Origin of the sequence: Massilia sp., assembly GCF_031995545.1 — a bacterium.
Taxonomy (GTDB): domain Bacteria; phylum Pseudomonadota; class Gammaproteobacteria; order Burkholderiales; family Burkholderiaceae_D; genus Telluria.
In genome coordinates, this window is the sequence record NZ_DAMAGA010000001.1 from 257,479 (window position 1) to 278,908 (window position 21,430).

The 21,430-nt window shown below is 64.6% G+C and carries 23 protein-coding genes, 1 tRNA gene and 1 riboswitch; of the genes, 14 read left to right on the forward strand and 10 right to left on the reverse strand.

Annotated features, from left to right (window positions below):
- Nucleotides 1-67: 67 nt before the first annotated feature.
- The 9 genes from RTQ83_RS01200 to glyA all read right to left on the reverse strand — a co-directional run bounded on the left by RTQ83_RS01200 (nucleotide 68) and on the right by glyA (nucleotide 7,175).
- Complete coding sequence (locus RTQ83_RS01200; protein WP_312510712.1) at nucleotides 68-694, reverse strand: riboflavin synthase; 627 nt, start codon at nucleotides 692-694, stop codon at nucleotides 68-70.
- Nucleotides 695-700: 6 nt separating this feature from the next.
- Nucleotides 701-1,795, reverse strand: a complete 1,095-nt coding sequence (gene ribD / locus RTQ83_RS01205) for a bifunctional diaminohydroxyphosphoribosylaminopyrimidine deaminase/5-amino-6-(5-phosphoribosylamino)uracil reductase RibD (protein WP_312510713.1) — start codon at nucleotides 1,793-1,795, stop codon at nucleotides 701-703.
- Between the two features lie 55 nt (nucleotides 1,796-1,850).
- On the reverse strand, nucleotides 1,851-2,456 hold the full coding sequence (locus tag RTQ83_RS01210; RefSeq protein WP_312510714.1) for a GspH/FimT family pseudopilin: 606 nt from the start codon (nucleotides 2,454-2,456) through the stop codon (nucleotides 1,851-1,853).
- Nucleotides 2,453-2,905 (reverse strand): type IV pilin protein, encoded by a 453-nt coding sequence (locus tag RTQ83_RS01215; protein WP_312510715.1) that lies wholly within the window; start codon nucleotides 2,903-2,905, stop codon nucleotides 2,453-2,455. Before RTQ83_RS01215 ends, RTQ83_RS01210 begins: the two co-directional genes overlap by 4 nt.
- A gap of 16 nt (nucleotides 2,906-2,921) precedes the next feature.
- The gene (locus RTQ83_RS01220) at nucleotides 2,922-3,563 is read right to left on the reverse strand and encodes a PilX N-terminal domain-containing pilus assembly protein (protein ID WP_312510716.1); all 642 of its coding nucleotides are present in this window, start codon (nucleotides 3,561-3,563) and stop codon (nucleotides 2,922-2,924) included.
- Nucleotides 3,564-3,571: 8 nt separating this feature from the next.
- Nucleotides 3,572-4,705, reverse strand: a complete 1,134-nt coding sequence (locus tag RTQ83_RS01225) for a PilW family protein (RefSeq protein ID WP_312510717.1) — start codon at nucleotides 4,703-4,705, stop codon at nucleotides 3,572-3,574.
- On the reverse strand, nucleotides 4,702-5,223 hold the full coding sequence (gene pilV, locus RTQ83_RS01230; protein WP_312510718.1) for a type IV pilus modification protein PilV: 522 nt from the start codon (nucleotides 5,221-5,223) through the stop codon (nucleotides 4,702-4,704). Before pilV ends, RTQ83_RS01225 begins: the two co-directional genes overlap by 4 nt.
- 183 nt (nucleotides 5,224-5,406) lie before the next feature.
- Nucleotides 5,407-5,874 (reverse strand): transcriptional regulator NrdR, encoded by a 468-nt coding sequence (gene nrdR, locus RTQ83_RS01235; protein ID WP_312510719.1) that lies wholly within the window; start codon nucleotides 5,872-5,874, stop codon nucleotides 5,407-5,409.
- Nucleotides 5,875-5,927: 53 nt separating this feature from the next.
- Entirely contained in the window at nucleotides 5,928-7,175 is a 1,248-nt protein-coding gene (glyA, locus tag RTQ83_RS01240) for a serine hydroxymethyltransferase (protein ID WP_312510720.1), read from the reverse strand.
- Between the two features lie 124 nt (nucleotides 7,176-7,299).
- Nucleotides 7,300-7,419, reverse strand: a riboswitch (ZMP/ZTP riboswitch).
- Between the two features lie 218 nt (nucleotides 7,420-7,637).
- Between glyA and RTQ83_RS01245 the strand changes: the two genes are divergently transcribed.
- The 10 genes from RTQ83_RS01245 (at nucleotide 7,638) to RTQ83_RS01290 (ending at nucleotide 14,981) form a co-directional block, all read left to right on the forward strand.
- Nucleotides 7,638-8,387 (forward strand): SDR family NAD(P)-dependent oxidoreductase, encoded by a 750-nt coding sequence (locus tag RTQ83_RS01245; protein ID WP_312510721.1) that lies wholly within the window; start codon nucleotides 7,638-7,640, stop codon nucleotides 8,385-8,387.
- Between the two features lie 353 nt (nucleotides 8,388-8,740).
- Nucleotides 8,741-9,145, forward strand: a complete 405-nt coding sequence (ybgC, locus tag RTQ83_RS01250; RefSeq protein WP_312510723.1) for a tol-pal system-associated acyl-CoA thioesterase — start codon at nucleotides 8,741-8,743, stop codon at nucleotides 9,143-9,145.
- Between the two features lie 51 nt (nucleotides 9,146-9,196).
- On the forward strand, nucleotides 9,197-9,880 hold the full coding sequence (gene tolQ / locus RTQ83_RS01255) for a protein TolQ (protein ID WP_290419427.1): 684 nt from the start codon (nucleotides 9,197-9,199) through the stop codon (nucleotides 9,878-9,880).
- Between the two features lie 24 nt (nucleotides 9,881-9,904).
- On the forward strand, nucleotides 9,905-10,336 hold the full coding sequence (locus RTQ83_RS01260) for a biopolymer transporter ExbD (protein WP_312510725.1): 432 nt from the start codon (nucleotides 9,905-9,907) through the stop codon (nucleotides 10,334-10,336).
- A gap of 37 nt (nucleotides 10,337-10,373) precedes the next feature.
- The gene (gene tolA, locus RTQ83_RS01265; protein WP_312510726.1) at nucleotides 10,374-11,378 is read left to right on the forward strand and encodes a cell envelope integrity protein TolA; all 1,005 of its coding nucleotides are present in this window, start codon (nucleotides 10,374-10,376) and stop codon (nucleotides 11,376-11,378) included.
- Between the two features lie 32 nt (nucleotides 11,379-11,410).
- On the forward strand, nucleotides 11,411-12,682 hold the full coding sequence (tolB, locus tag RTQ83_RS01270) for a Tol-Pal system beta propeller repeat protein TolB (RefSeq protein ID WP_312510727.1): 1,272 nt from the start codon (nucleotides 11,411-11,413) through the stop codon (nucleotides 12,680-12,682).
- A 34-nt stretch (nucleotides 12,683-12,716) separates the two neighbouring features.
- Nucleotides 12,717-13,244 carry a peptidoglycan-associated lipoprotein Pal gene (gene pal / locus RTQ83_RS01275; RefSeq protein WP_312510728.1) on the forward strand — a complete coding sequence of 176 codons (528 nt, stop codon included), beginning with the start codon at nucleotides 12,717-12,719 and terminating at the stop codon, nucleotides 13,242-13,244.
- 116 nt (nucleotides 13,245-13,360) lie between these two features.
- Complete coding sequence (ybgF, locus tag RTQ83_RS01280; protein WP_312510729.1) at nucleotides 13,361-14,116, forward strand: tol-pal system protein YbgF; 756 nt, start codon at nucleotides 13,361-13,363, stop codon at nucleotides 14,114-14,116.
- 74 nt (nucleotides 14,117-14,190) lie between these two features.
- Nucleotides 14,191-14,266, forward strand: a tRNA-Lys gene (locus RTQ83_RS01285).
- 520 nt (nucleotides 14,267-14,786) lie between these two features.
- Entirely contained in the window at nucleotides 14,787-14,981 is a 195-nt protein-coding gene (locus tag RTQ83_RS01290; RefSeq protein ID WP_312510730.1) for a hypothetical protein, read from the forward strand.
- A 217-nt stretch (nucleotides 14,982-15,198) separates the two neighbouring features.
- Here the strand turns inward: RTQ83_RS01290 and RTQ83_RS01295 are convergent, their stop codons facing one another.
- A complete protein-coding gene (locus tag RTQ83_RS01295; protein WP_312510731.1) occupies nucleotides 15,199-16,944 on the reverse strand; it encodes a methyl-accepting chemotaxis protein in 1,746 nt (581 codons plus the stop codon).
- Between the two features lie 279 nt (nucleotides 16,945-17,223).
- Between RTQ83_RS01295 and RTQ83_RS01300 the strand changes: the two genes are divergently transcribed.
- From RTQ83_RS01300 to RTQ83_RS01315, 4 genes are all read left to right on the forward strand, one after another.
- Nucleotides 17,224-18,624, forward strand: a complete 1,401-nt coding sequence (locus RTQ83_RS01300; protein WP_312510732.1) for a cation:dicarboxylate symporter family transporter — start codon at nucleotides 17,224-17,226, stop codon at nucleotides 18,622-18,624.
- Nucleotides 18,625-18,757: 133 nt separating this feature from the next.
- Entirely contained in the window at nucleotides 18,758-19,525 is a 768-nt protein-coding gene (locus RTQ83_RS01305) for a histidine phosphatase family protein (RefSeq protein ID WP_312510734.1), read from the forward strand.
- Nucleotides 19,526-19,537: 12 nt separating this feature from the next.
- Nucleotides 19,538-20,551, forward strand: a complete 1,014-nt coding sequence (locus RTQ83_RS01310; protein ID WP_312510735.1) for an NAD(P)H-hydrate dehydratase — start codon at nucleotides 19,538-19,540, stop codon at nucleotides 20,549-20,551.
- A 295-nt stretch (nucleotides 20,552-20,846) separates the two neighbouring features.
- Nucleotides 20,847-21,272: a hypothetical protein gene (locus RTQ83_RS01315; RefSeq protein ID WP_312510736.1), complete on the forward strand. Its 426-nt coding sequence runs from the start codon at nucleotides 20,847-20,849 to the stop codon at nucleotides 21,270-21,272.
- Nucleotides 21,273-21,430: the final 158 nt, after the last annotated feature.

Consider the following 21,430-nt stretch of genomic DNA (forward strand, 5'->3'; position numbering starts at 1 on the left):
GTTGGTGAATCTGAGATAGAAAAGAGGCCGGGAAACCGGCCTCTTCTACTTTCTGTTATTGCGGCGCTTAACGCGCGGCCGACAGCATGCGCTCGACGTAGCGCGCGATCAGGTCGATTTCCAGGTTCACGCGCGAACCCGCCCGCAGATGCTTGAGCGTGGTGACCTCGATCGTATGCGGGATCAGGTTGATCGAGAAGCGGCACACCTTCTGGCCATTGGCTTCGATGTCCTCGACCCGATTGACGGTCAGCGACACGCCATTGACCACCACCGAACCTTTATACGCCAGGAACTTGCCCAGCTCGTGAGGCGCGTCGACGATCAGCTCGCGCGATTCGCCCACCGGCTCGAAGCTGTGCACGGTGCCCAGGCCATCCACGTGGCCCGACACCAGGTGGCCGCCCAGGCGCTCGGCCAGGGTCAGTGCTTTTTCCAGGTTGACTTCGCCCGTCGTCTCCAGACCCACGGTCTTGTTCAGGCTTTCGCGCGAGACGTCGACGGTGAAGCTTTGTCCGGTCTTTTCGACCACGGTCATGCAGGCGCCGTTGATGGCGATCGAGTCGCCCAGGCCGACGTCGCCCAGTGGCAGCGGGCCGGCGTCGATTGCCAGGCGCACGCCGGCGTCCAGGCCGCCTGCCAGTGGGGTGACGGAAGTGATGTTGCCGACTGCGGCGACGATTCCAGTAAACATACGGCTTTATTCCTCGGGTTTGGTTTCGGTTTCGGTTTCGGTAAATCTGGCCAGGATGCGCAGGTCGTCGCCGACGCGCGCCACGTCGTGGAAGCGCAGTTGACGGCGCTCGGCCAGCTGCGCCAGCGGCGGCAGGTCGAACATGCCCTGCCCTGGTCCGATCAGGCTCGGCGCCAGGTACACCAGCAGCTCGTCGACACAGCCTTCGCGCACCAGCGACGCGTTCAGCTTGGCGCCGGCTTCGACGTGCACTTCGTTGATTTCGCGCCGGCCGAGCTCGCGCATCAGCGCCGGCAGGTCGACTTTGCCGTGGGCGTTCGGCAGGTACAGCACTTCATGCCCGGCGGCGCGCAGTGCGGCCGCTTTCTCTTCGTGCGCGCCGGCGGCCACGATCCAGCATGGTTCGCCCTGCAGGATACGCGCGTCGAGGTCGATGTCCAGGCGGCTGTCGACGATCACGCGTCGCGGCGGCAGCGGCGTGTCGATGCCGCGTACCGTCAGCTGTGGGTTGTCGGCCTTGACCGTGCCGATGCCGGTCAGGATCACTTGCGTACGTGCGCGCCAGGCGTGGCCGTCGGCACGTGCTGCGGGGCCGGTAATCCACTGGCTTTCGCCATTCTCCAGCGCGGTGGCGCCGTCCAGGCTGGCTGCGACTTTCAGCCGCACCCAAGGCAAACCGCGCCGCATGCGTGACAGGAAGCCGATGTTCAGTTCGTGCGCCGCATCAGCCAGCAAGCCGGAACTGACGGCGATGCCGGCCGCTTCCAGCTGCGCCATGCCACGTCCGGCGACCAGCGGGTTCGGATCGCCCATCGCGGCCACCACACGGCCCAGGCCGGCCTCTATCAGCGCGTTCGAGCATGGCGGCGTACGGCCGTAGTGGCTGCACGGCTCCAGCGTCACATAGGCAGTGGCGCCACGCACGTCGTTGCCGCGTTCAAGCGCGTCGCGCAGTGCCTGGATCTCGGCGTGGGCCTGCCCCGCCGGTTGGGTATGGCCGGCGCCGATCACCACGCCATCCTTGACGATCACGCAGCCGACGCGCGGGTTCGGGGCCGTGATATACATGCCGCGCGCCGCCCATTCGAGGGCGAGCGTCATGCCTTCGGTATCGTTGAGAACTGTTCGACTGTCCTTCGTCACGTTGACCTTTCCTTCAGGACGGCGCATCGACGCCGTCGCATCCGCGCTCGCGCGCGGGGTTGCACAGGCGTGCACGCCCGAGCATATTGATTTTAATGCGGCGGATCTGGCCGCCGTGAAACAGCGACAGCGTACCCAGCCGCGACGCGGCGCTGTTGGTGTCGCTGCAACTGCGTCCCGCGCCATTGTAGGCGATGTATTGCGGCGGCGCTGGGCTGGTGAAGGAATAGCCGACCTGCAGCCCAGTGGGCAGTGGCGGACGCACGGCAAGGATGGCGTCGCCGCCGTCCGGCCGGCGGTTGTCGTTGCGATCGACGAATACGGCCCAGCCGCGCGACCAGTCGAAGCCGGCGGGATCGTTCGGCGACAGCATCACGCGCTCGTTGCGCGCGATGGCCTGCGAGCGGGTCAGCTGGATCGCTCCGTACAGCTCGCCCGATGCGGTGCGCAATTGCTGGATGCGGATCAGGTCGCGCAGGTTCGGGGCCGCCGTTGCTGTCGTCACCGCGACGATGCCGAGTACGACGACGAGCTCGGTAAGCGACATGCCGGCGCGATACCGGCAAGCCATGACGCGCTTGCCGCGCCGGCCTGGAGCGCCGCTTGGTGCTCGTATCATGGCCAGCATTTCTCCGATGGACCGCTGGCCGCCTGCTCGCCGTTGCTGCTGAACGTGAGCGCGCCGCAATTGGGATCGCGAAAGCGAGGGTCAACCCTTGCCGTACCCGGCCGGGCGCGCACCACGACGCATTGGGCGATGTCCTGACCAGGGCAGGTATAAGCGTCGAGCTCATATGCGCTGGAGGATGGACTGGCGCCGACCCACCACCGGAAGCGGCCATCGGGCGCGGCGGCGGACGCGCTCGAGAAGGCCGCATACGAATGATGCAAGGCGCGATATTGCTCCTGGCGCTGCATCGTTTCCAACAGCGCCAGCTGGGCTTCCGTCCGCCGCGTTTTGACCATCTGGCGCTGGTACGATGGATACGCCACCGCAGCCAGGATGCCGAGCACCGCCAGCACCATCAGCATTTCAATCAGCGTGAATCCGGCGCGACGTCGCCGCATTGCCCCTGCCCTCCTTTCACTCGGATGCATACAGTTCGCTCCAGTTGCCCAGTTCGCGCCATCCGATGCGCCGGCCGGGGGTGCCATCGGGCGGCTTGAGGTAGTAGGCCTGCAGTGCTGCATGGGTGTGCGGCATAGTGCCGGCGCCACGCGTGGTAATCCGGTACAGATGACCGTCGGCGCCGGCCGGCATCAATTCAATCAGGTAACGCGGCGCTTCCGACGGCAAGCCGGCCTCGCCCTCCGGCATGACGTTGCCGGTGAACGTGCCGAATACCACTGCCGGGCCTTCGTCTTCGGCCAGGATCGACATCTGATGCTGCGGATCGGGATCGTGCGCGCACAGACCGTTGTACGGTGTGCCGCCACGGCATCCGTTGTCGAACGCACCCGGCTGGCCCCCTGCGAAAGCCGCTGCGCGCGCCGATCCGGGCGCATTACCACCCTCGATATCGCGCTCGGCATCGGTCAAGGCGGCGTCGGCCATCTGGACCGCCAGCACGCGGTCGCGCTCGTACTCGGCCGCGCGCGCGTTCTGCAGTGCGCTGCGGGTCGATGCGATGCCGGTCATCAAGACGGCCAGCATCAGGATCAGCGCTGTCAACAGCGCGGCGCCGCGCTCGCGCCTGCGCCATCGCGTGAAGAATCGTTGTCGCATGGATGACCTCATCGTGTTGCGAGCATCGATTTCGACGATGCTTCCGGGGATGTCCGCCACGGCGTTTCGCGGGGAACGCGCAGCGGTTGAACTCGCGGCTGCGGTTGTTGAGGTCGTTCCGATGTCGCCGGCGGATCCGCAGGCTCCCCCGGTTCCGAGGGCTCCGGCACTTCCGGCGTGCCAGGGGGCGCCGGCGGCGGCAACATCGCCGGCAGCGCAACAGTGACCTCGTACACCTTGCGCATGCGGACGTACCTGGCCCTTCCCGCAAGTTCCATTTCGGTCAGGCGCGTGCCATGATCGGCATTCGAAAACGCCGCGCCGTAGTCCGACCCGAACAGGTCATGCACGATGTTCCGGCCAAGCCCTACCTCCGCCTTCGGACCATGCAGCAGCAGTGCGACCCGCACCGTCGCCACCCGCTTCCAGTGCGTCCGCCTGCGTAGCTCGGCCGCGCGCTCGTCCGGCGTGGCACCGCTCAACAGCAAGCCGGCGTCGAGCGCCTGCAGCGCGCTTGCGTTCACATACCGGTTCGGCGTGCCGTCATCGTCGGTGTCGAGTCCGTACAGCACCTGGAAGCTATCCACGCCGCCGGCCACCGCATCCGACGACCAGTTGGTGTGGCCGCGGTACTTGCAACGCAATTCGACCGCACCTTGCGCATTGCGCGCGACATAGAAAATGCTCCAGCCTTCCTCGTCCCGGTTGACCGGAAAGCCGGCACAGTCGAGCGTGGCGCCGTCGCCGTCGGGTGCATTGCCGCTACCGGGAAAGCGCAGCGCCAGCACGTCACTGCCGTTGGCGGCATCCGGCAACAGCATGTCGATGCCGGGGTCGGTGCGCGACAACGATGTCGCGTCGAAGCCGGCGATGCGCGCCGGCGCTTCCGGATCGGGTTCGGGATGGCGTTCCCAGTCAACGTGCGCCGCCATGCGCACCGCACGTGCCAGCGCGTCCATGGCGTAGCGACCGCTGTCGTCCATTTCGGATGCCTCGACCAGCGCCGCATGTGCGCGGGTGCTGCTGATCAGGAGCGAACCGGTGGCCAGCAACACCATCAGCCCGAGCGCTATCGCCACCATCAGCTCGATGACAGTCAGGCCGCGCTGCCTCGAACCCACACCGAGAACACGAGGCTTCATCGCGCCACCATCGACACGAAGGCCGGACCGTCACCGCCACCATGCCAGCCGATCTTGATCGCCACCGGCGCTTGCGGATCGTCGCTGCATTCCCAGCGATAGCGCTGGCCGGCTGCATCCCATGGCGCGCCATCGCGGCACACAGCGATGCGCCCACCGGGAAAGCGGCCGAGCACCGCCAACCGCGTTTCATGTAGATCGAACGCTGCCAGTCCCTGTGGATCGCACGCACCGGCGCCGAAGCAGGAAGTGCCGCCCGCAGGAGGTCCCGCCCCGTCCGCGGCATAGTCGAATCCAATGTAGGGATTGCCACCTGCCGGCAGCGTGCTGACCGACGCATTGGCCTGCATGCGCGCCGCTATTGACGCCGCGAGCTGGGCCGCCTCCGACGCCAGCGCTGCATGCTGGCGCGTACGCTGAGCCGCCAGCTGCGCCGCACCGGCACCCACAACGCCGACCGCGAGCACGAACAGCGCCACCAGCACTTCGATGAGCGTGAAACCGCCATGTCGATGCATCCGCACACGCCTCTCCCGATAACGATGACAATGCGCCGCCCTGCGGCGAGCTGTGAAGTTATCAGGCGGGTGTCATGCCTCCGTGCGTCGGCGCAAGCGTGCGCAAGCAGGAAACGGGAACTGCTGAAGGGGAAAATGGTCGAGCCGATTGGCCGTGTCGAACGGCCGGCTCACTGGAGCAAATTACTCGCCTGACTGTCGCTGATGCCCGACTTCGGCCAGCGCTTTCTGGAACTCGTCCAGGTCTTCGAAATTCTTGTAGACCGATGCGAAGCGGATGTACGCGATCTTGTCCAGCCGCTTGAGCTCGGCCATCACCAGCTCGCCCACGTAGCCGGACTCGACTTCGCGGCGGCCGCTGGTAAGCAGCTTCTCTTCGATCGACGCCACCGCGCGGTCGATCGCCTCGGCCGCAACGGGCCGCTTCCTCAACGCCAGCATCAGGCTGCCGCGCAATTTGGAAGACGCGAATTCGGTACGGCTGCCGTTCTTCTTGACGATGATCGGCATCGACAGTTCGATGCGCTCGTACGTCGTGAAACGCTTGTCGCACTTGCCGCAACGGCGCCGGCGCCGGATGGCGTCCCCTTCCTCGGATACGCGGGTATCGAGGACCTGGGTTTCTTCACACTGACAGAAGGGACATTTCATGGCGCCGGGCGGTTGGAACTAAAAACAATGGGCCGGCGAACCGGCCCGGGACATCAAGCCGCGTAGACCGGATACTTGTCGGTCAGGACCTTGACTTCAGCCTTGACGCGTTCGATGGTCGCTGCATCGTGTGGATTGTCCAGCACGTCGGCGATCAGGTGGCCGACCTTGACCGCGTCTTCTTCCTTGAAGCCACGGGTGGTGAAGGCCGGGCTACCCAGGCGGATGCCCGAGGTCACGAACGGCTTCTGTGGGTCGTTCGGGATGCCGTTCTTGTTGCAGGTCATGTGCGCCTGGCCCAGGATCGCTTCCGCTTCCTTGCCGGTCAGGTTTTTCGAGCGCAGGTCGACCAGCATCACGTGCGATTCGGTACGGCCCGAGACGATGCGCAGACCACGTGCAATCAGGGTCTCGGCCAGTGCCTTGGCGTTCTTGACGACCTGCTTCTGGTACGTCTTGAACTCCGGCGACAGCGCTTCCTTGAAGGCGACGGCCTTGCCGGCGATCACGTGCATCAGCGGACCGCCCTGGATGCCAGGGAAGATCGCCGAATTGATGGCCTTTTCGTGCTCGGCCTTCATGAGGATGATGCCGCCGCGCGGGCCGCGCAGCGATTTGTGGGTGGTCGAGGTGACGAAGTCGGCGAACGGCACCGGGTTCGGGTATTCGCCTGCGGCGATCAGGCCGGCGTAGTGGGCCATATCGACCATGAACCAGGCGCCGACATCCTTGGCGACCCTGGCGATGCGCTCGAAGTCGATGCGCAGGGCGAATGCCGATGCGCCGGCGATGATCATCTTAGGCTTGTGCTCGTGCGCCTGCTTTTCCAGCGCGTCGTAGTCGATGTCTTCTTCGGCGGTCAGGCCGTACGAGACGACGTTGAACCATTTGCCCGACATGTTCAGTGCCATGCCGTGGGTCAGGTGGCCGCCTTCGGCCAGCGACATGCCCATGATGGTGTCGCCTGGTTTGAGCATGGCGAAGAACACGCCCTGGTTGGCTTGCGAGCCCGAGTTCGGCTGGACGTTGGCGGCTTCGGCGCCGAACAGTTGTTTGACGCGGTCGATCGCCAGCTGCTCGGCGATGTCGACGTATTCGCAGCCGCCGTAGTAGCGCTTGCCTGGATAGCCTTCGGCGTACTTGTTGGTCAGCTGCGAACCCTGCGCCTGCATCACGGCCGGCGAGGTGTAGTTTTCAGACGCGATCAGCTCGATGTGATCCTGCTGGCGAACGTTTTCCTTCTGGATGGCACTCCACAGTTCCGGGTCGACATTGGCGAGCGTATGGTCTTTTGCAAACATGTAAAACTCCAATCGAATGAAATCCAGGCAACGGGTTCGAATCATGCGCGGAGCGCTCGGCGGACAGTCGCCAGGAGGCGACCGCGGGCAAGCGCGATCCAACGCGAGTCAACGCAAACCGGTTGATGGCTGCCCAGGCGAACGGCGTAATGGCATCTCACGTTCCCCGGTGGGTGTCCACCTTCAACCGCGCCGCCATCGTTCAGAAAGCGCGCACGGTGTTTCGCCAGTCACGTGAGACTTAGGGACGCCAGATTGTAACGAAGTCCCCATTTTAGGGCAAGGAAACTGCTGACACCGCACCAGGCCGGCACCCGCCAGCGGGGTCGCGGCGGGGCGCCAGCGGGACCGTGATCGTTTCGGCTACAATTTTCCGTTTCGGCCTCAGTGTCAGCCTCAGTTTCAACGCTACGCAAAGTCGACGCAGTTTCGTAACCCAACCGCACCATCAAGGATAGCTTCATGATCGTTTTCATCACCGGCGCCTCGGCCGGCTTCGGCGCCGAAATGGCGCGCACCTTCGCCGCCAACGGCCACCGCGTCATCCTGGCCGCGCGCCGCACCGACCGCCTCGAAGGCCTGGCGCAGGAATTGGGCGAGTCCGCGCTGGCAGTCACGCTGGACGTCACCAGCCAGGCCTCGATCGACGCCGCCCTGGCCGGCCTGCCGCCGGAGTGGCGCCCGATCGACGTGCTGATCAATAACGCCGGCCTGGCCCTGAACACGCTGCCGGCACAACAAGTGCCGCTGGCCGACTGGCACACCATGATCGCCACCAACTGCCAGGGCCTGGTCAGCATGACCCACGCCGTGCTGCCAGAGATGGTCAAGCGCGGCAGCGGCCTGGTGATCAATATCGGCTCGGTTGCCGGCCACTACCCTTACCCGGGCGGCAATGTATACGGCGCCACCAAGGCCTTCGTCGAACAGTTCACGCTCAATCTGCGCGCCGACCTGATCGGCACCGGCGTGCGCGCCACCAATATCGCGCCGGGCCTGTGCGGCGGCACCGAGTTCTCGAACGTGCGCCTGAAAGGTGACGACGCGGCCGCGGCCAAGGTGTATGAAGGCACCACCCCACTCACCGCCAAGGACATCGCCGACACCGCGTTCTGGATCGCCAGCCTGCCGCCGCATGTCAACGTCAACAGCATCGAGCTGATGCCGACGTGCCAGGGCTTCTCGCCATTCAGTATCAAGCGCGCATCCTGATCAATCGCCTCAACATAGGGTTGGCAGCTTCGCTGCCGACGCGTTCAAATCACGCGGTTCGCACACACAACGTGTGATTGAACGCGTCGGCGGGGAACCCGCCAAGCCTACGTCGTGATCGTTTAGTCTGTTTCCACGAAACATGTCCCACATACCTAGCGGCAACGCCACCCATTTGTGAGAAAGTGTTACAGTGATTGGCGTTTTGACAGCATTTCACGTCTACTACAATGGATCAGCATGTCTTTATGCACCATCTGTGTAGAAATTTGCATCATTAGTGTTCGTCAGCGTACATATACGCAGGCGAATTCGCGTAGAATGTTTCCCGTTTTCACTTAAAAGCAGCAAACATGCCTTCCGTTTTCAACTGGCCAGTCAGGGTGTATTACGAGGATACCGACGCCGGCGGCATTGTTTTCTATGCGAATTACCTGAAGTTTTTCGAGCGTGCCCGCACCGAATGGCTGCGCGCACTGGGTGTGCAGCAGCAAGCCCTGCTCGACGGCGAAGGCGCTGCCTTCGTCGTCAAGAATGTCACCCTGGATTATCACGGCGCCGCCCGCCTTGACGACGAGCTGACCATCCGCACCCGCGTCGACAAGCTCGGCCGTGCATCGGTCCAGTTCGCCCAGGAAGCCTGGCGCGGCGACACGCTGCTCAACAGTGCCAGCGTCAAGGTCGGCTGCGTCGACGTCGCCACCATGCGTCCCCGTTCCCTGCCCGAGCATGTCGCTGCTAAAATGCGTGCCGCCTGAGCAATCTTAAGTTTACGCAACCACTTACTGCCAACCTCACCGTCCATCACGATGACCGCGACCCAAGACCTTTCGTTTATCTCCCTGATCAGCAATGCCCACGTGCTCGTGCAGCTGATCATGGCCTTGCTGCTGCTGCTGTCGATCGTGAGCTGGACCTACATCTTCCGCAAGGTGTTCGCGATCCGCGCCGCGCGCGCGCAGACCGAGCAGTTCGAGCGCAGCTTCTGGGCCGGCGGCAACCTGCACACGCTGCATCAGAGCGCCAGCAGCCAGCGCGACCAGAGCGGCGCTCTGGCCCGCATCTTCGAAGCCGGCATGGGTGAATTCATCAAGGGCAAGCAGGCTTCACGCGACGCGCTCGACATGAACTCGGTGCTGGACGGCGCCCGTCGCGCAATGCGCGCTTCGTTCCAGCGCGAACTGGACGCCCTCGACACCCACCTGAACTTCCTGGCCTCGGTCGGCTCGGTTTCGCCGTACATCGGCCTGCTGGGCACCGTGTGGGGCATCATGAACGCCTTCCGCGGCCTGGCCAGCGTCGAGCAAGCCACGCTGGCGATCGTCGCACCCGGCATCGCCGAAGCGCTGATCGCCACCGCGATCGGCCTGTTCGCCGCAATCCCTGCCGTGGTCGCCTACAACCGCTTCACCCACGACATCGACCGCCTGGCCAACCGCTTCGAGAGCTTCGTCGAAGAATTCTCGAACATCCTGCAGCGCCAGTCGCGCTGATCCGGAACGACAAGGGAGACCGGCATGGCCTTTTCCAGCAGCATGCGCGGCGGACGCCGCCGCAAGTTCAAGTCCGAGATCAACGTCGTGCCTTACATCGACGTGATGCTGGTGCTGCTCATCATCTTCATGGCGGTGCCGGCCAATGAAGCGCCGAGCGTGGTCAACCTGCCGCGCGCCGAAAAGTCCGCGCTGCCGCCGGACAGCTACATCCAGATTTCGGTCCAGCCCGAGAACCGCCTGTCGATCGGCGTGCACGGCAAGAACCGCACCGGCATGGACGACGTGGCCGATCGCTCGGCCCTGCTGCAGCGCCTGCAGGCCCTGCACGACGAGAATCCGGAGTATCCGGTCCTGATCGCGGGCGACCGCGACAGCAAGTACGAAGACGTGATCCTCCTGATTTCGGAAGCCAAGAAGATGGGCATCAACCGCGTCGGCCTGGCCACCAAGTGATCCACGAGACCATCCTGCAAACCCAGCAATGTCAGCCATGAAGCAAGCCCCTGCCGGCGCGCCCTACCGTGTGCCGCCCGAACCGAGCCGCCTGCCAGCTTTCCTGCTGGCAGTAGCCGTGCACGCCGTTCTGCTGGGCTTCCTGTGGATCGGCATCAGCTGGCAGACCAAGACTCCGGTCGCGGTCGAGGCCGAAGTATGGGACATGTCGGTGCAGAGCGCCGCCGCGCCGGAATTGCCGCCGGAGCCGGCGCCTGAGCCCGAGCCGGAACCTGAACCGGCGCCTGCTCCGCCTCCTCCCCCGCCACCGGCGCCGGAGCCCGAGGTAGAGCGTCCTGCACCGACGCCGCCGGACATCGCCCTGCAGCGCGAAAAGCAGCGCAAGGAAGAGGAAGCCAAGAAACTCGCAGAGAAGCGCGAGGCCGAGAAACGCGAGCGCGAGGAAGAGCGCAAGCGCGAGCTGGCCGAGCAGAAAAAGCGCGACGAAGCCGAACGCAAGCAGAAGGAACTGGCGGACAAAAAGGCCGAAGACGCCAAGAAGAAAGAAGCCGAGAAGCTGGCCGAGGCGAAGAAGAAGGAAGCCGAGAAGAAGGAAGCCGACAAGCTCGCCGCCGCCGAGAAGAAAAAGGCCGACGCCGCCAAGGCAAAAGCAGCCGCAGCCGAAGCCGCCAAGCTGGAGAAATTCCGCCAGGACGAACTGAAACGCATGGCCGGCGCCATGGGCAGCAGCGGCACCGCCGCCAAATCGACCGGACCGAAATCCGACGGCGGCTACATCGCCGCGATCACGGCCGCGATCAAGAGCAATACCGCGTATCCGGGCAACACCGACGTGCCGGGCAATCCGAAGGCGGTATTCCGCGTAGAGCAGTTGCCGACCGGCGAAATCATGTCGGTGCGCCTGGTGAAGTCCAGCGGTGTGCCGGAATTTGACAGAGCAGTGGAAAATGGTATCAAGAAAGCATCGCCACTGCCCAAGAAGAAGGACGGTACGGTGGAACGAACGCTTGACGTGAATTTCTCGATGAAAGACTACGATTGATTCCTGTGAATTAATTTAGACAGACTAGAACCATGAAAAAACTCCATCTCTTGCTGTTCAGTGTTTCCCTGGCCATGGGAACGGCAGCCAATGCACAGCTCCAGATCGAAATCGCCGGTGTCGGCAGCAGCCAGATCCCGGTCGCGGTCGCGGCCTTCGCCGACGAATCGGTGGCACCGGACAAGGTGTCGGAAATCATCCGCGCCGACCTGCAGCGCAGCGGCGTGTTCAAGGTGATCGATGCCGGCCAGGCGATCAGCGACCGCGACGCCGGCGCCATCAACCTTGCCGCCTTCAAGTCGAGCGGCGCCGATGCGCTGGTGATCGGCAGCGTGGCGCGCCAACCGGACGGCCGTTTCGCCGTGCGTTATAAACTGATGGACACCGTCAAGGGCGGCGAGATCTCGCAGCTCGGCGGCGAAGTGCAGCCGCGCTACACCCGTCTGCAGGCACACCGCATCGCCGACGACGTCTACGAAAAGCTGACCGGCATCCGCGGCATCTTCTCGACCCGCATCGCCTACGTGAAAGAAGACCGCGCCGCCAACCGCTACGCACTGGCCGTGGCCGACGCCGACGGCGAAAACGAAATCATCGCCACCCAGGGCAAGGAACCGATCATCTCGCCATCCTGGTCGCCGGACGGCAGCAAGGTCGCCTACGTCTCGATGGAAAACCGCAAGCCGGTGGTCTACCTGCAAGACCTGATGACCGGTCGCCGCAACGTGATCTCGAACGAAAAGGGCAACAACTCGGCCCCGTCGTGGTCGCCTGACGGCAGCACCCTGGCCGTGGCCCTGTCGAAGGACGGCAATACCGAGATCTACTCGGTGCGCTCGGACGGCAGCGGCCACCGCCGCCTGACCAACAGCCCGGCGATCGACACCGAGCCGCAGTTTTCAAGCGACGGCAAGACCATTTACTTCACCAGCGACCGCAGCGGCGGCCCGCAGATCTACAAGATGAGCGCTTCGGGCGGCAATGCCACCCGCGTGACGTTCAACGGCAACTACAACATCAGCCCGCGCGTGTCATCCGACGGCAAGACGCTGGCCTGGATTTCGCAGCGCGGCGGCGCTTTCTCCTTATACGCGATGGACCTGGCGAGCGGCCAGGAACTTCGCCTGGCCGATGGGGCCACCGAACCGAGTTTTTCGCCTAACGGCAAGTACATCATGTATGCGACCAAGGGCGGCGGGCGTGTCTCGCTTGCAGTGGTATCTGTAGATGGACGCGTCAAGCAACGCTTGACGACCAAAGCGGGAAACATTCGGGAGCCCAGCTGGGGTCCCTTCATGAAGTAAGAAGTAAAACCTTAACCAGAACAGGAGAAAATCCATGCGCAACTTCAAGAGTGTCGCTTTCATCGCTTCCGCAGCAACCCTGCTCGCCGCTTGCTCGTCGCCGACCAAGCTGAACGAGACCCCAGTCGTCGAAAAGTCGCCTGAACCGGCAGCCGCCGCACCGGCCGACACCCGTGACATCCGTCCGGTCGAAACCGGCAGCGTCGATCCGCTGAACGATCCAAAAGGCGTGCTGGCCAACCGTAGCGTCTACTTCGACTACGACAGCTTCGTGGTCCGCGCCGACGGCCAGCCAGTGGTGCAGAACCACTCGGGTTACCTGACCAAGAACACCTCGCGTAAAGTCCTGATCCAGGGCAACACCGACGAACGCGGCGGCACCGAGTACAACCTGGCCCTGGGCCAGAAGCGTGCCGAAGCCGTCCGTCGCTCGATGGCGTCGCTGGGCGTGTCGGAAGGCCAGATGGAAGCCGTCTCGCTGGGCGAAGAAAAGCCGAAGGCAACCGGTAGCGACGAAGCTGCCTGGGCAGAAAACCGCCGCGCCGACATCGTCTATCAGTAATCCATTGCTGACACCAATCGGCCGATTCGGCCGATTGACACGGGGCGGGACGCAGTGCAGACTGCTACCCGCCCTGTTTTTTATCTCTGCAACGGTTTAGTAACGAAAGAGCAACCATGATCAAACTGTCCCCGTCCCGCCTCGCCTGCCTGTTCCTGGCGGCCTGGATGCCGCTGCAGGCATCGGCCGGCCTGCTCGACGATGAGGAAGCGCGCCGCGCGATTCTCGATCTGCGCACGAAGGTCGACAACATCGCCCGCGACCTGAACGGACGCGTCGACGCCAAGGCGGACAAGTCGGTCACCATCGACATGCTGAACCAGCACGAGCAGACCATGCAGGAACTGGCGCGCCTGCGCGGCCAGATCGAGGTGCTGGCCAACGAAGTGGCCAAGGCGCAGAACAGCCAGAAGCAGCTGTACGCTGACCTCGACGCGCGCCTGAAGAAGGTCGAGCCGCAGCAGGAAACCATCGACGGCCAGACCGCCGCCGTGCTGCCGACCGAAAAGACCGCCTATGAGGCCGCCACCGCCCTGTTCCAGTCGGGCGACTACAAGGGCGCCGCCGGCGCGCTGCAGGAATTCGTGCGCCGCTACCCGGATTCGGCCTACGCCTCGAATGCGCAATACTGGCTGGGCAACACCTATTACGCGCTGGGCGACTACAAGAAGGCCATCGCGGCCCAGGAAGTGGTCACCAGCACCTATAACTCCAGCGCCAAGGCGCCGGACGCGATGCTGAACATCGCCAGCAGCTACGCCCTGCTGAAGGACAACAAGAACGCCAAGAAGGCGCTGCAGCAGCTGGTGTCCAAGTATCCGAGCTCGAGCGCAGCGCAGACTGCGCGCGACCGGTTGGCGTCGCTGAAGTAAACCATCGTCGCGTTGCGCTGGATCGGCGTGACAATTGACAAGGGTGCGGTCGCACCCTATAATCTTGCTTCTTCGGGTCGTTAGCTCAGCTGGTAGAGCAGCGGACTTTTAATCCGTTGGTCGCAGGTTCGAATCCCGCACGGCCTACCAAGAATTTGTTGTAGCAATGAAGGCATCATGAGAAATCATGGTGCCTTTTTTGTTTTCCGCTGCCCTCTTCGTAACACTTCTCCAGCGTTTCGCGCCTTTACAACCATTTGTCTCTCGCTTATGCGAGAAAATTCGTTATCGCCAGCCTAACGGCGTGCTACGATAAATGTGTTGCCTTGGATAAACTCGCATTACGGCAATCGTGCGCGCCTTGTTCAGGGCTGGTGTAGATGTAAAATAAATAATGCACCGGACACAGCCGCCGCCCCCGGCCTGCTGTAGTCGCGGATCTTCGATGTCGAAGCTCGAACTGGCGCCCGCATGTCACGTATTCACCGTTTGCACTACCAATGCCCGCCGTTTGCCATGGCTGCGCTTGCCTGTTGCCGGCGCCATGCCAGCGACACACGACACGAATTGTGCAGCTGAGCGAACCAACCGCTCGCTTGCCCGCTCTACCCCAGTCATTTCTATATCATTTTTAGCCAGTCTCCGGCGGAGACGGCACGGAGAATCCATCATGAACACCGAACATACCCAGCGCCACCACTCCTCGATCCACGCCGCCACCGCGCTCGACCGCAGCAATCCGCGTGCGCCACGCCGCAGCATTGCCAAGCACATCGTGGCCAATGGTCGCCGCCTGCGCCAGCGCATCGGCGTGGTCGCCGGCCTGTGCATCGGCCTGACCGCGCTGCTGATCGCTTTCGAATAAGCTATTCCGGCCATGACCTGGCCAACCCGCCACCCGATTACGTCACTGCCACGGCGTCGGATGCACCAGGCGGGCTACCATGCGGTGGCGGGCGATGTGGCACAGTATCGTGCCAGCCTGCGTGCACTTGAGGAATGAACGGACTTGCGTCCCCGCCTGCGCGGGGATGACGTTCAAAAGCTAACTAATTTGGTCGGGCAAATGGCTGCTCGATCGATCAGAACTCTTCCCAGCCCTCGCCCACATCGGCCGTCTCGGCCTTCTTCGACTTCGCTGCCGCCGGCGCACTCTCCGCCTTCGGCTGCGCCGCCGGCTTGACCGGCTCGGCCGCAGCCGCCTTCACAGGCGCCTTGGCCACCATCGCCGGCAGCGTGGTCGTCACACGCGGCGCGGCAACCGCCGCCCGCGCGCCAACCGCCACATTCAGCTTGAACGCGCCAACCGTATGCGCCAGCGCCGACGCCTCGTCCTGCAGCGAGGCCGCTGCTGCCGACGCCTCTTCCACCAGCGCCGCATTCTGCTGCGTCACCTGGTCCATCTGCGCCACCGCGCCGTTGATCTGCTCGATGCCGGCGGTCTGTTCCTGGCTGGCGGCGGTGATCTCGGCCATGATATCGGTCACGCGGTTCACGCTTTGCACGATCTCGGCCATGGTCGAACCGGCGCGGTCCACCAGTTCCGAGCCGTGGTGCACCTTCTCGACCGAGTCGTCGATCAGGAGCTTGATCTCTTTCGCTGCCGCCGCCGAACGCTGTGCCAGGCTGCGCACTTCGCCGGCCACCACCGCGAAGCCGCGACCCTGCTCGCCCGCACGGGCCGCTTCCACCGCCGCATTCAGCGCCAGGATGTTGGTCTGGAAGGCGATGCCGTCGATCACGCCGATGATGTCCACGATGCGGGTGGCCGAGGCGTTGATCGCGCCCATGGTCTGCACCACCTGCGCCACCACGTCGCCGCCCTTGCCCGCCACTTCCGAAGCCGAGGTGGCCAGGGCGTTGGCCTGGCGTGCGTTGTCCGCGTTCTGCTTGACGGTCGAGGTCAGTTCTTCCATCGACGACGCGGTTTCTTCCAGCGAGCCGGCCTGCTGCTCGGTGCGCGACGACAGGTCGAGGTTGCCGGCCGCGATTTCGCTCGAGGCGGTGGCGATGTTGTCGGTGCCGGTCCGCACCTGGCTGACGATGCGCACCAGCGAATCGTTCATGTCCTTCAGCGCCTGCAGCAGGCGGCCGGTCTCGTCGTGCGAGGTGACGTCGATGGTCTGGGTCAGGTCGCCCTTGGCCACGGCGCCGGCCACTGCCACGGCTTTTTCCAGCGGACGCACGATGGCGCGCACCAGCACCCAGCCCACGAAGGCCGCCATCGCCAGGCCGAACACCAGGCCGGCCAGGCACACCGCGCGCACGGTCTCGAAGGTGGACTGCGAATGCTGGTATTCCTGCAGCGCGGCGTCCTGCTGCTCCTTGATCAGCTTACCGCCCAGGTCGTTGAGCGGCGCATACAGGCGCGTCATCGGACCGTTCAGCAGCACCACCGCGGCGGCATTGTCGTTGGCGCGGATCGCGGCCACGGCCGGCGCCAGGCCCTGATCGAGGAAGGCCTTGCGGGCGGCGGTGAACTGTTCCACCAGCGCGCGCTCGTTGTCGTTCAGGTCCATCGCCTTGTAGTCGGCCCACAGCTTGTCGATGGCCGCGATATTGGTGTCGATCGCCATCATCGCGGCACCGCGCTGGCCCGCATCTTCCAAGCTCACCGCCTTGGCCACGGCCAGCTGGTTGGCCGTGATCAGCTGGGTCACCTGGCCCACCTGGTTCAGGCCCACCAGGCGGTGGTCGTACATTTGCTTGAGTTCGGCGTTGGCGACACCGAGGTTGTAGATGCCGATGACCGCGCCGGCGACCAGTTCGACGGCGAGGAAGGCGATGACGAAGACGAGGCGTGACTTGATGCTGAGGTGTTTGAACATGGTCCGCTGGCCGAAGGCCGAAGTAATGAAGGAGGTTTTATTGGATTATAGAAACAATACTCGCTGTGTGGGAAATATTGGACAAGCCCTTTGCGCTATCCGGCCATTCCGTCGCCGTGAAGCAACAGCTTTTTATGAAGCCAACAATATATCTAGACAACTTTAAAATCTAATGATGGCTCAGCGGCAATGTCACATTGCCTATAGAATGGCGTGATCCCTTGTTTGCCCAATAGTGTGTCGCAATGCTGCCAAGGCCCTGCCGCCACCACAGACCCTATGACCTTTCCCGTAATCGTTAATCTGGCCATCGCGCTGGCCGTCTGCATCCTGCTGTACCGCATGCAGGCCAGCCACATGTCGTTCACCAAGCGCGTGTTCGCCGGCCTCGGCCTGGGCGTGGTGCTGGGCGCCGGCCTGCAGGCAATGTACGGCGCCACCTCGCCCGAAGTCGCGGCCACCAACGCCTGGCTGGACGTGGTCGGCAGCGGCTACGTCAAGCTGCTGCAGATGATCGTGATCCCCCTGATCATGGTCTCGATCGTGCAGGCCATCCTCAAACTGCGCGACGCCGCCTCGCTCGGCAAGATCAGCACCCTGACCATCGGCATCCTGATCGCCACCACCATCGTCGCGGCCACGATCGGCATCGCCATGGCCAAGCTGTTCGGCCTGTCCGCGGTCGGCCTGGTGCCGGACGCGGCCGAAGCGGCGCGCGGCGTCTACCTGCAGGGCAACCAGGCGACGGCGCAGGAAATCACGCTGCCGTCGATGCTGCTCTCGTTCATCCCGGCCAACCCCTTCCTCGACATGACCGGCGCGCGCAAGACCTCGACCATCGCGGTGGTGGTGTTCGCGATCTTCATCGGCATTTCGGCGGTCGGCATCGCCGCCAAGAAGCCGGACGTGTTCCAGCAGTTCAGCAGCTTCGTGCACGTGGCGCACGTGATCGTGATGCGCATGGTGACCCTGGTGCTGCGCCTGACCCCGTTCGGCGTGTTCGCGCTGATGGCCAAGGTGGTGGCCGGTTCGAGCATCCACGACATCCTGTCGCTGCTGAGCTTTGTGGTGGCTTCGTACTGCGCGCTGGCCCTGATGTTCTGCGTGCACCTGGCGATGGTCAGCGGCGCCGGCCTGAATCCATGGCGCTACGTGAAGAAGATCTTCCCGGTGCTGGCCTTCGCCTTCACCTCGCGCACCAGCGCCGGCTCGATCCCGATGAGCGTGGCGACGCAAACCTCGCGCCTGGGCACGCCGGAAGGCATCGCCAACTTCGCCGCCTCGTTCGGCGCCACCATCGGCCAGAACGGCTGCGCCGGTATCTACCCGGCCATGCTGGCGGTGATGATCGCGCCCACGGTCGGCATCGATCCGTTCACGGCCAGTTTCCTGTTGCCCCTGTTGGCGATCGTCGCCTTCGGCTCGATCGGCGTGGCCGGCGTGGGCGGCGGCGCCACCTTCGCGGCGCTGATCGTGCTGTCGGCGCTGGACTTGCCGGTGGCGCTGGCCGGCCTCTTGATCTCGGTCGAACCGCTGATCGACATGGGCCGCACCGCACTGAATGTGAGCGGCTCGATCGCCGCCGGTTCGGTCACCAGCCGGGTGCTGGGCGAGACCGATATGCGCGTGTTCGACAGCGATGCCGAAGTCAATCTGGACAGCGAAGAACAGGCGGTATAAAGCATGCCGTAAGCCGTTTGCGACGGCGCCAGCGGGCAGCAGCGGGCATTAGCGCCGAGCTGCAATCGTGCGCTGACGCTGTGGCAAATCCGTCTATGATGTCGCCAAGTTAACAAATTTGACAAACTCGGCGATGACAACGGAACAGAAGTGGCCGCATGAAATCTGGGTGGTCCGGCATGGGCAAAGCGCGGGCAATGTCGCGCGCGACCTGGCGGAGGCCGCCAACGGTCACCGCATCGATATCGCCGAACGCGACGTCGACGTGCCGCTGTCCGAGCTCGGCATGCGCCAGTCCGAGGCGCTCGGCGCCTGGTTCGCCGCCCTGTCCCCCGAGCAGCGCCCGACCGTGGTGCTGCACTCGCCCTACGTCCGCGCTGCCGAGACCGCCAACATCCTGATGCGGCAGCTCGACCGCGAGCAGCTCACGGTGCGGGTCGACGAGCGCCTGCGCGAAAAGGAATTCGGTGTGCTCGACCGCCTCACCACGCACGGCATCGCGCATCTGTTCCCCGACCTGTACGAACAGCGCCACCACGTGGGCAAGTTCTACTTCCGCCCACCCGGCGGCGAGAGCTGGTGCGACGTCATCCTGCGCCTGCGCAGCGTGATGGACACGCTCGAGCGCGAGTTCTGCCACGAGCGCGTGCTGATCGTGGCGCATCAGGTCACCGTCAATTGCTTCCGCTACCTGTTTGAGCACCTGACCGAAGCCCAGATCCTCGATTTCGACCGCGCCGGCGACGTGCCGAACTGCTCGGTCACGTCCTACGAATACGATCCCGACCTGGGCAAGCACGGCGACCTGGCGCTGCGCCTGGTCAACTTCGTGGCGCCGCTGGAAGCGAGCGGCACCCCGGTCACCGCCGCCAAGGACCTGCCCGTCGCGCCCAACGCCTGAGGCCCACCATCCATGGATGCCAACCAGCGCACCGCTCAGGTGCAATCCCGCGTGCAAGACGGCATGTCCGCCGGCCTGCACGATATCGACGCCGCGTTCCTGGCCGGCTGGCCGCTGCCGCAACCGAACGCCGGCGGCGACAAGGAATTGCGCGGCCACGTCCTGATCCTGGGCGGCTCGCGCGAGATGCCGGGCGCCGTGATCCTGGCCGCCACCGCCGCCATGCGCGCTGGCGCCGGCAAGCTGACGATCGCCACCGGCGCCAGCGTGGCGCAGCTGGTGGCGATGGCGATTCCCGAAGCGCGCGTGATCGGCCTCGAAGAACATGAAACCGACGGCTTCAAGCTCGATGCGCTGTCCGCGCTCGATCCGCTCACCGACCGCGTCAACGCCATGCTGGTCGGTCCCGGCATGCGCGACCCGGCCTCCACCGCGCGCCTGGTGCATGCGCTGCTGCCGGGCATCTACGAAGCCGAAGTCAACCTGGTGCTGGACGCCTGCGGCATGGACGCACTGCTGCATCCGCCGCACGACTGGCCCGAAGGCCGGCCGCTGCGCTTCGAGCGTCCCGTGATCCTGACCCCGCACTGCGGCGAGATGGCGCACCTGACCGGGCGCGAGAAGGACACGCTGGTCGATGCGCCCGACGGCCCGGCGCAGGAGGCGGCGCAGGCGTGGAACGCGGTGGTGGCGCTCAAGGGCCGCCGCACCGTGATCGCGGCGCCGGACGGCATGCTGTGGCAGCACCAGGGCGCCGGCAACGTCGGCCTGGCGGCATCCGGCTCGGGCGACGTCCTGGCCGGCATCATCGCCGGCCTGGCTGCGCGCGGCGCACCGCCGGCCCAGGCCGCGTGCTGGGGCGTGGCATTGCATGCGCGCGCCGGCGACCGCCTGGCCGCACGCATGGGAACACTTGGTTACCTGGCGCGGGAACTCCCGGGGGAGATTCCCGCTCTACTCGAACAGCTCGCCGGCCCGGACGGCGGCGAGGCAACGACCATCCGGCCCGTGCCGGGGGAGCAATAACCGGGCGTTCGCGTCCGGCGCAGCGTGCTTTACATGTAGCAATTTCACTAAGTTTTTTCGTGAAATAGTAGTTAGAGGTGCGCCAACTAACGAACCGCTGATTTTAGTTGCGGTCTAATCAGCACCGTTGGATCGATGCACCAAACGGGACCGCGCGTTGCGTCGGTACCCTGGAAGTTCCACCGCCGGCCTGGAGTCAGGTCGATCGGGGAACCGCACTGGCGCCGTTGACCCTCCAGCGCCTCACCTGGAGACTTCGGCACAAGATAGACGTGACGTAAACGAGGAGTTAAAAATGAAAGCACTGACCAAGGCACCAAAAATCCTGCTGACCGCCGCCTTCATGGCTTCGCTGCTCGGCGCCTGCAAGAAGAACGAAACCACCGAGACCACCGTCCCGGCCGACACCTCGGCGACGACCCCGAGCAGCACTTCGGGCGCCACCGGCACCACCGGTGACACCGGCACCGGCATGACCGGCACCGGCACCACCGGCACCACCAGCGACATGGGCGGCGCAACCGGCGGCACCAACACCGGCGCAACCGGCACCACCGGCGACATGGGCACCGGCGCGACCGGCACCGGCACCGGCACTTCGGGCACCACCGGCACCACCGGCACCACCGGCGCCGGCACTGCAGAAGGCGCCACCGGCACCCAGAGCACCGACCCGCAAAGCACCACCGGCACCACCGGCACCGGCACCACCGGCCGCTAATCGGTTGCCAGCATCACCCGACGCCGCCTGCCTGCAGGCACGTTCGGGGGCAAACAGCGCGCCCGGCGCATCGCGTCGGGCCGCACTTCCCTCCAGGCCTGCCACCTGTCGTCGTTATTTCCCCTCTTGTCTTTCCCTTCGCTCGCACGTCGCCACCG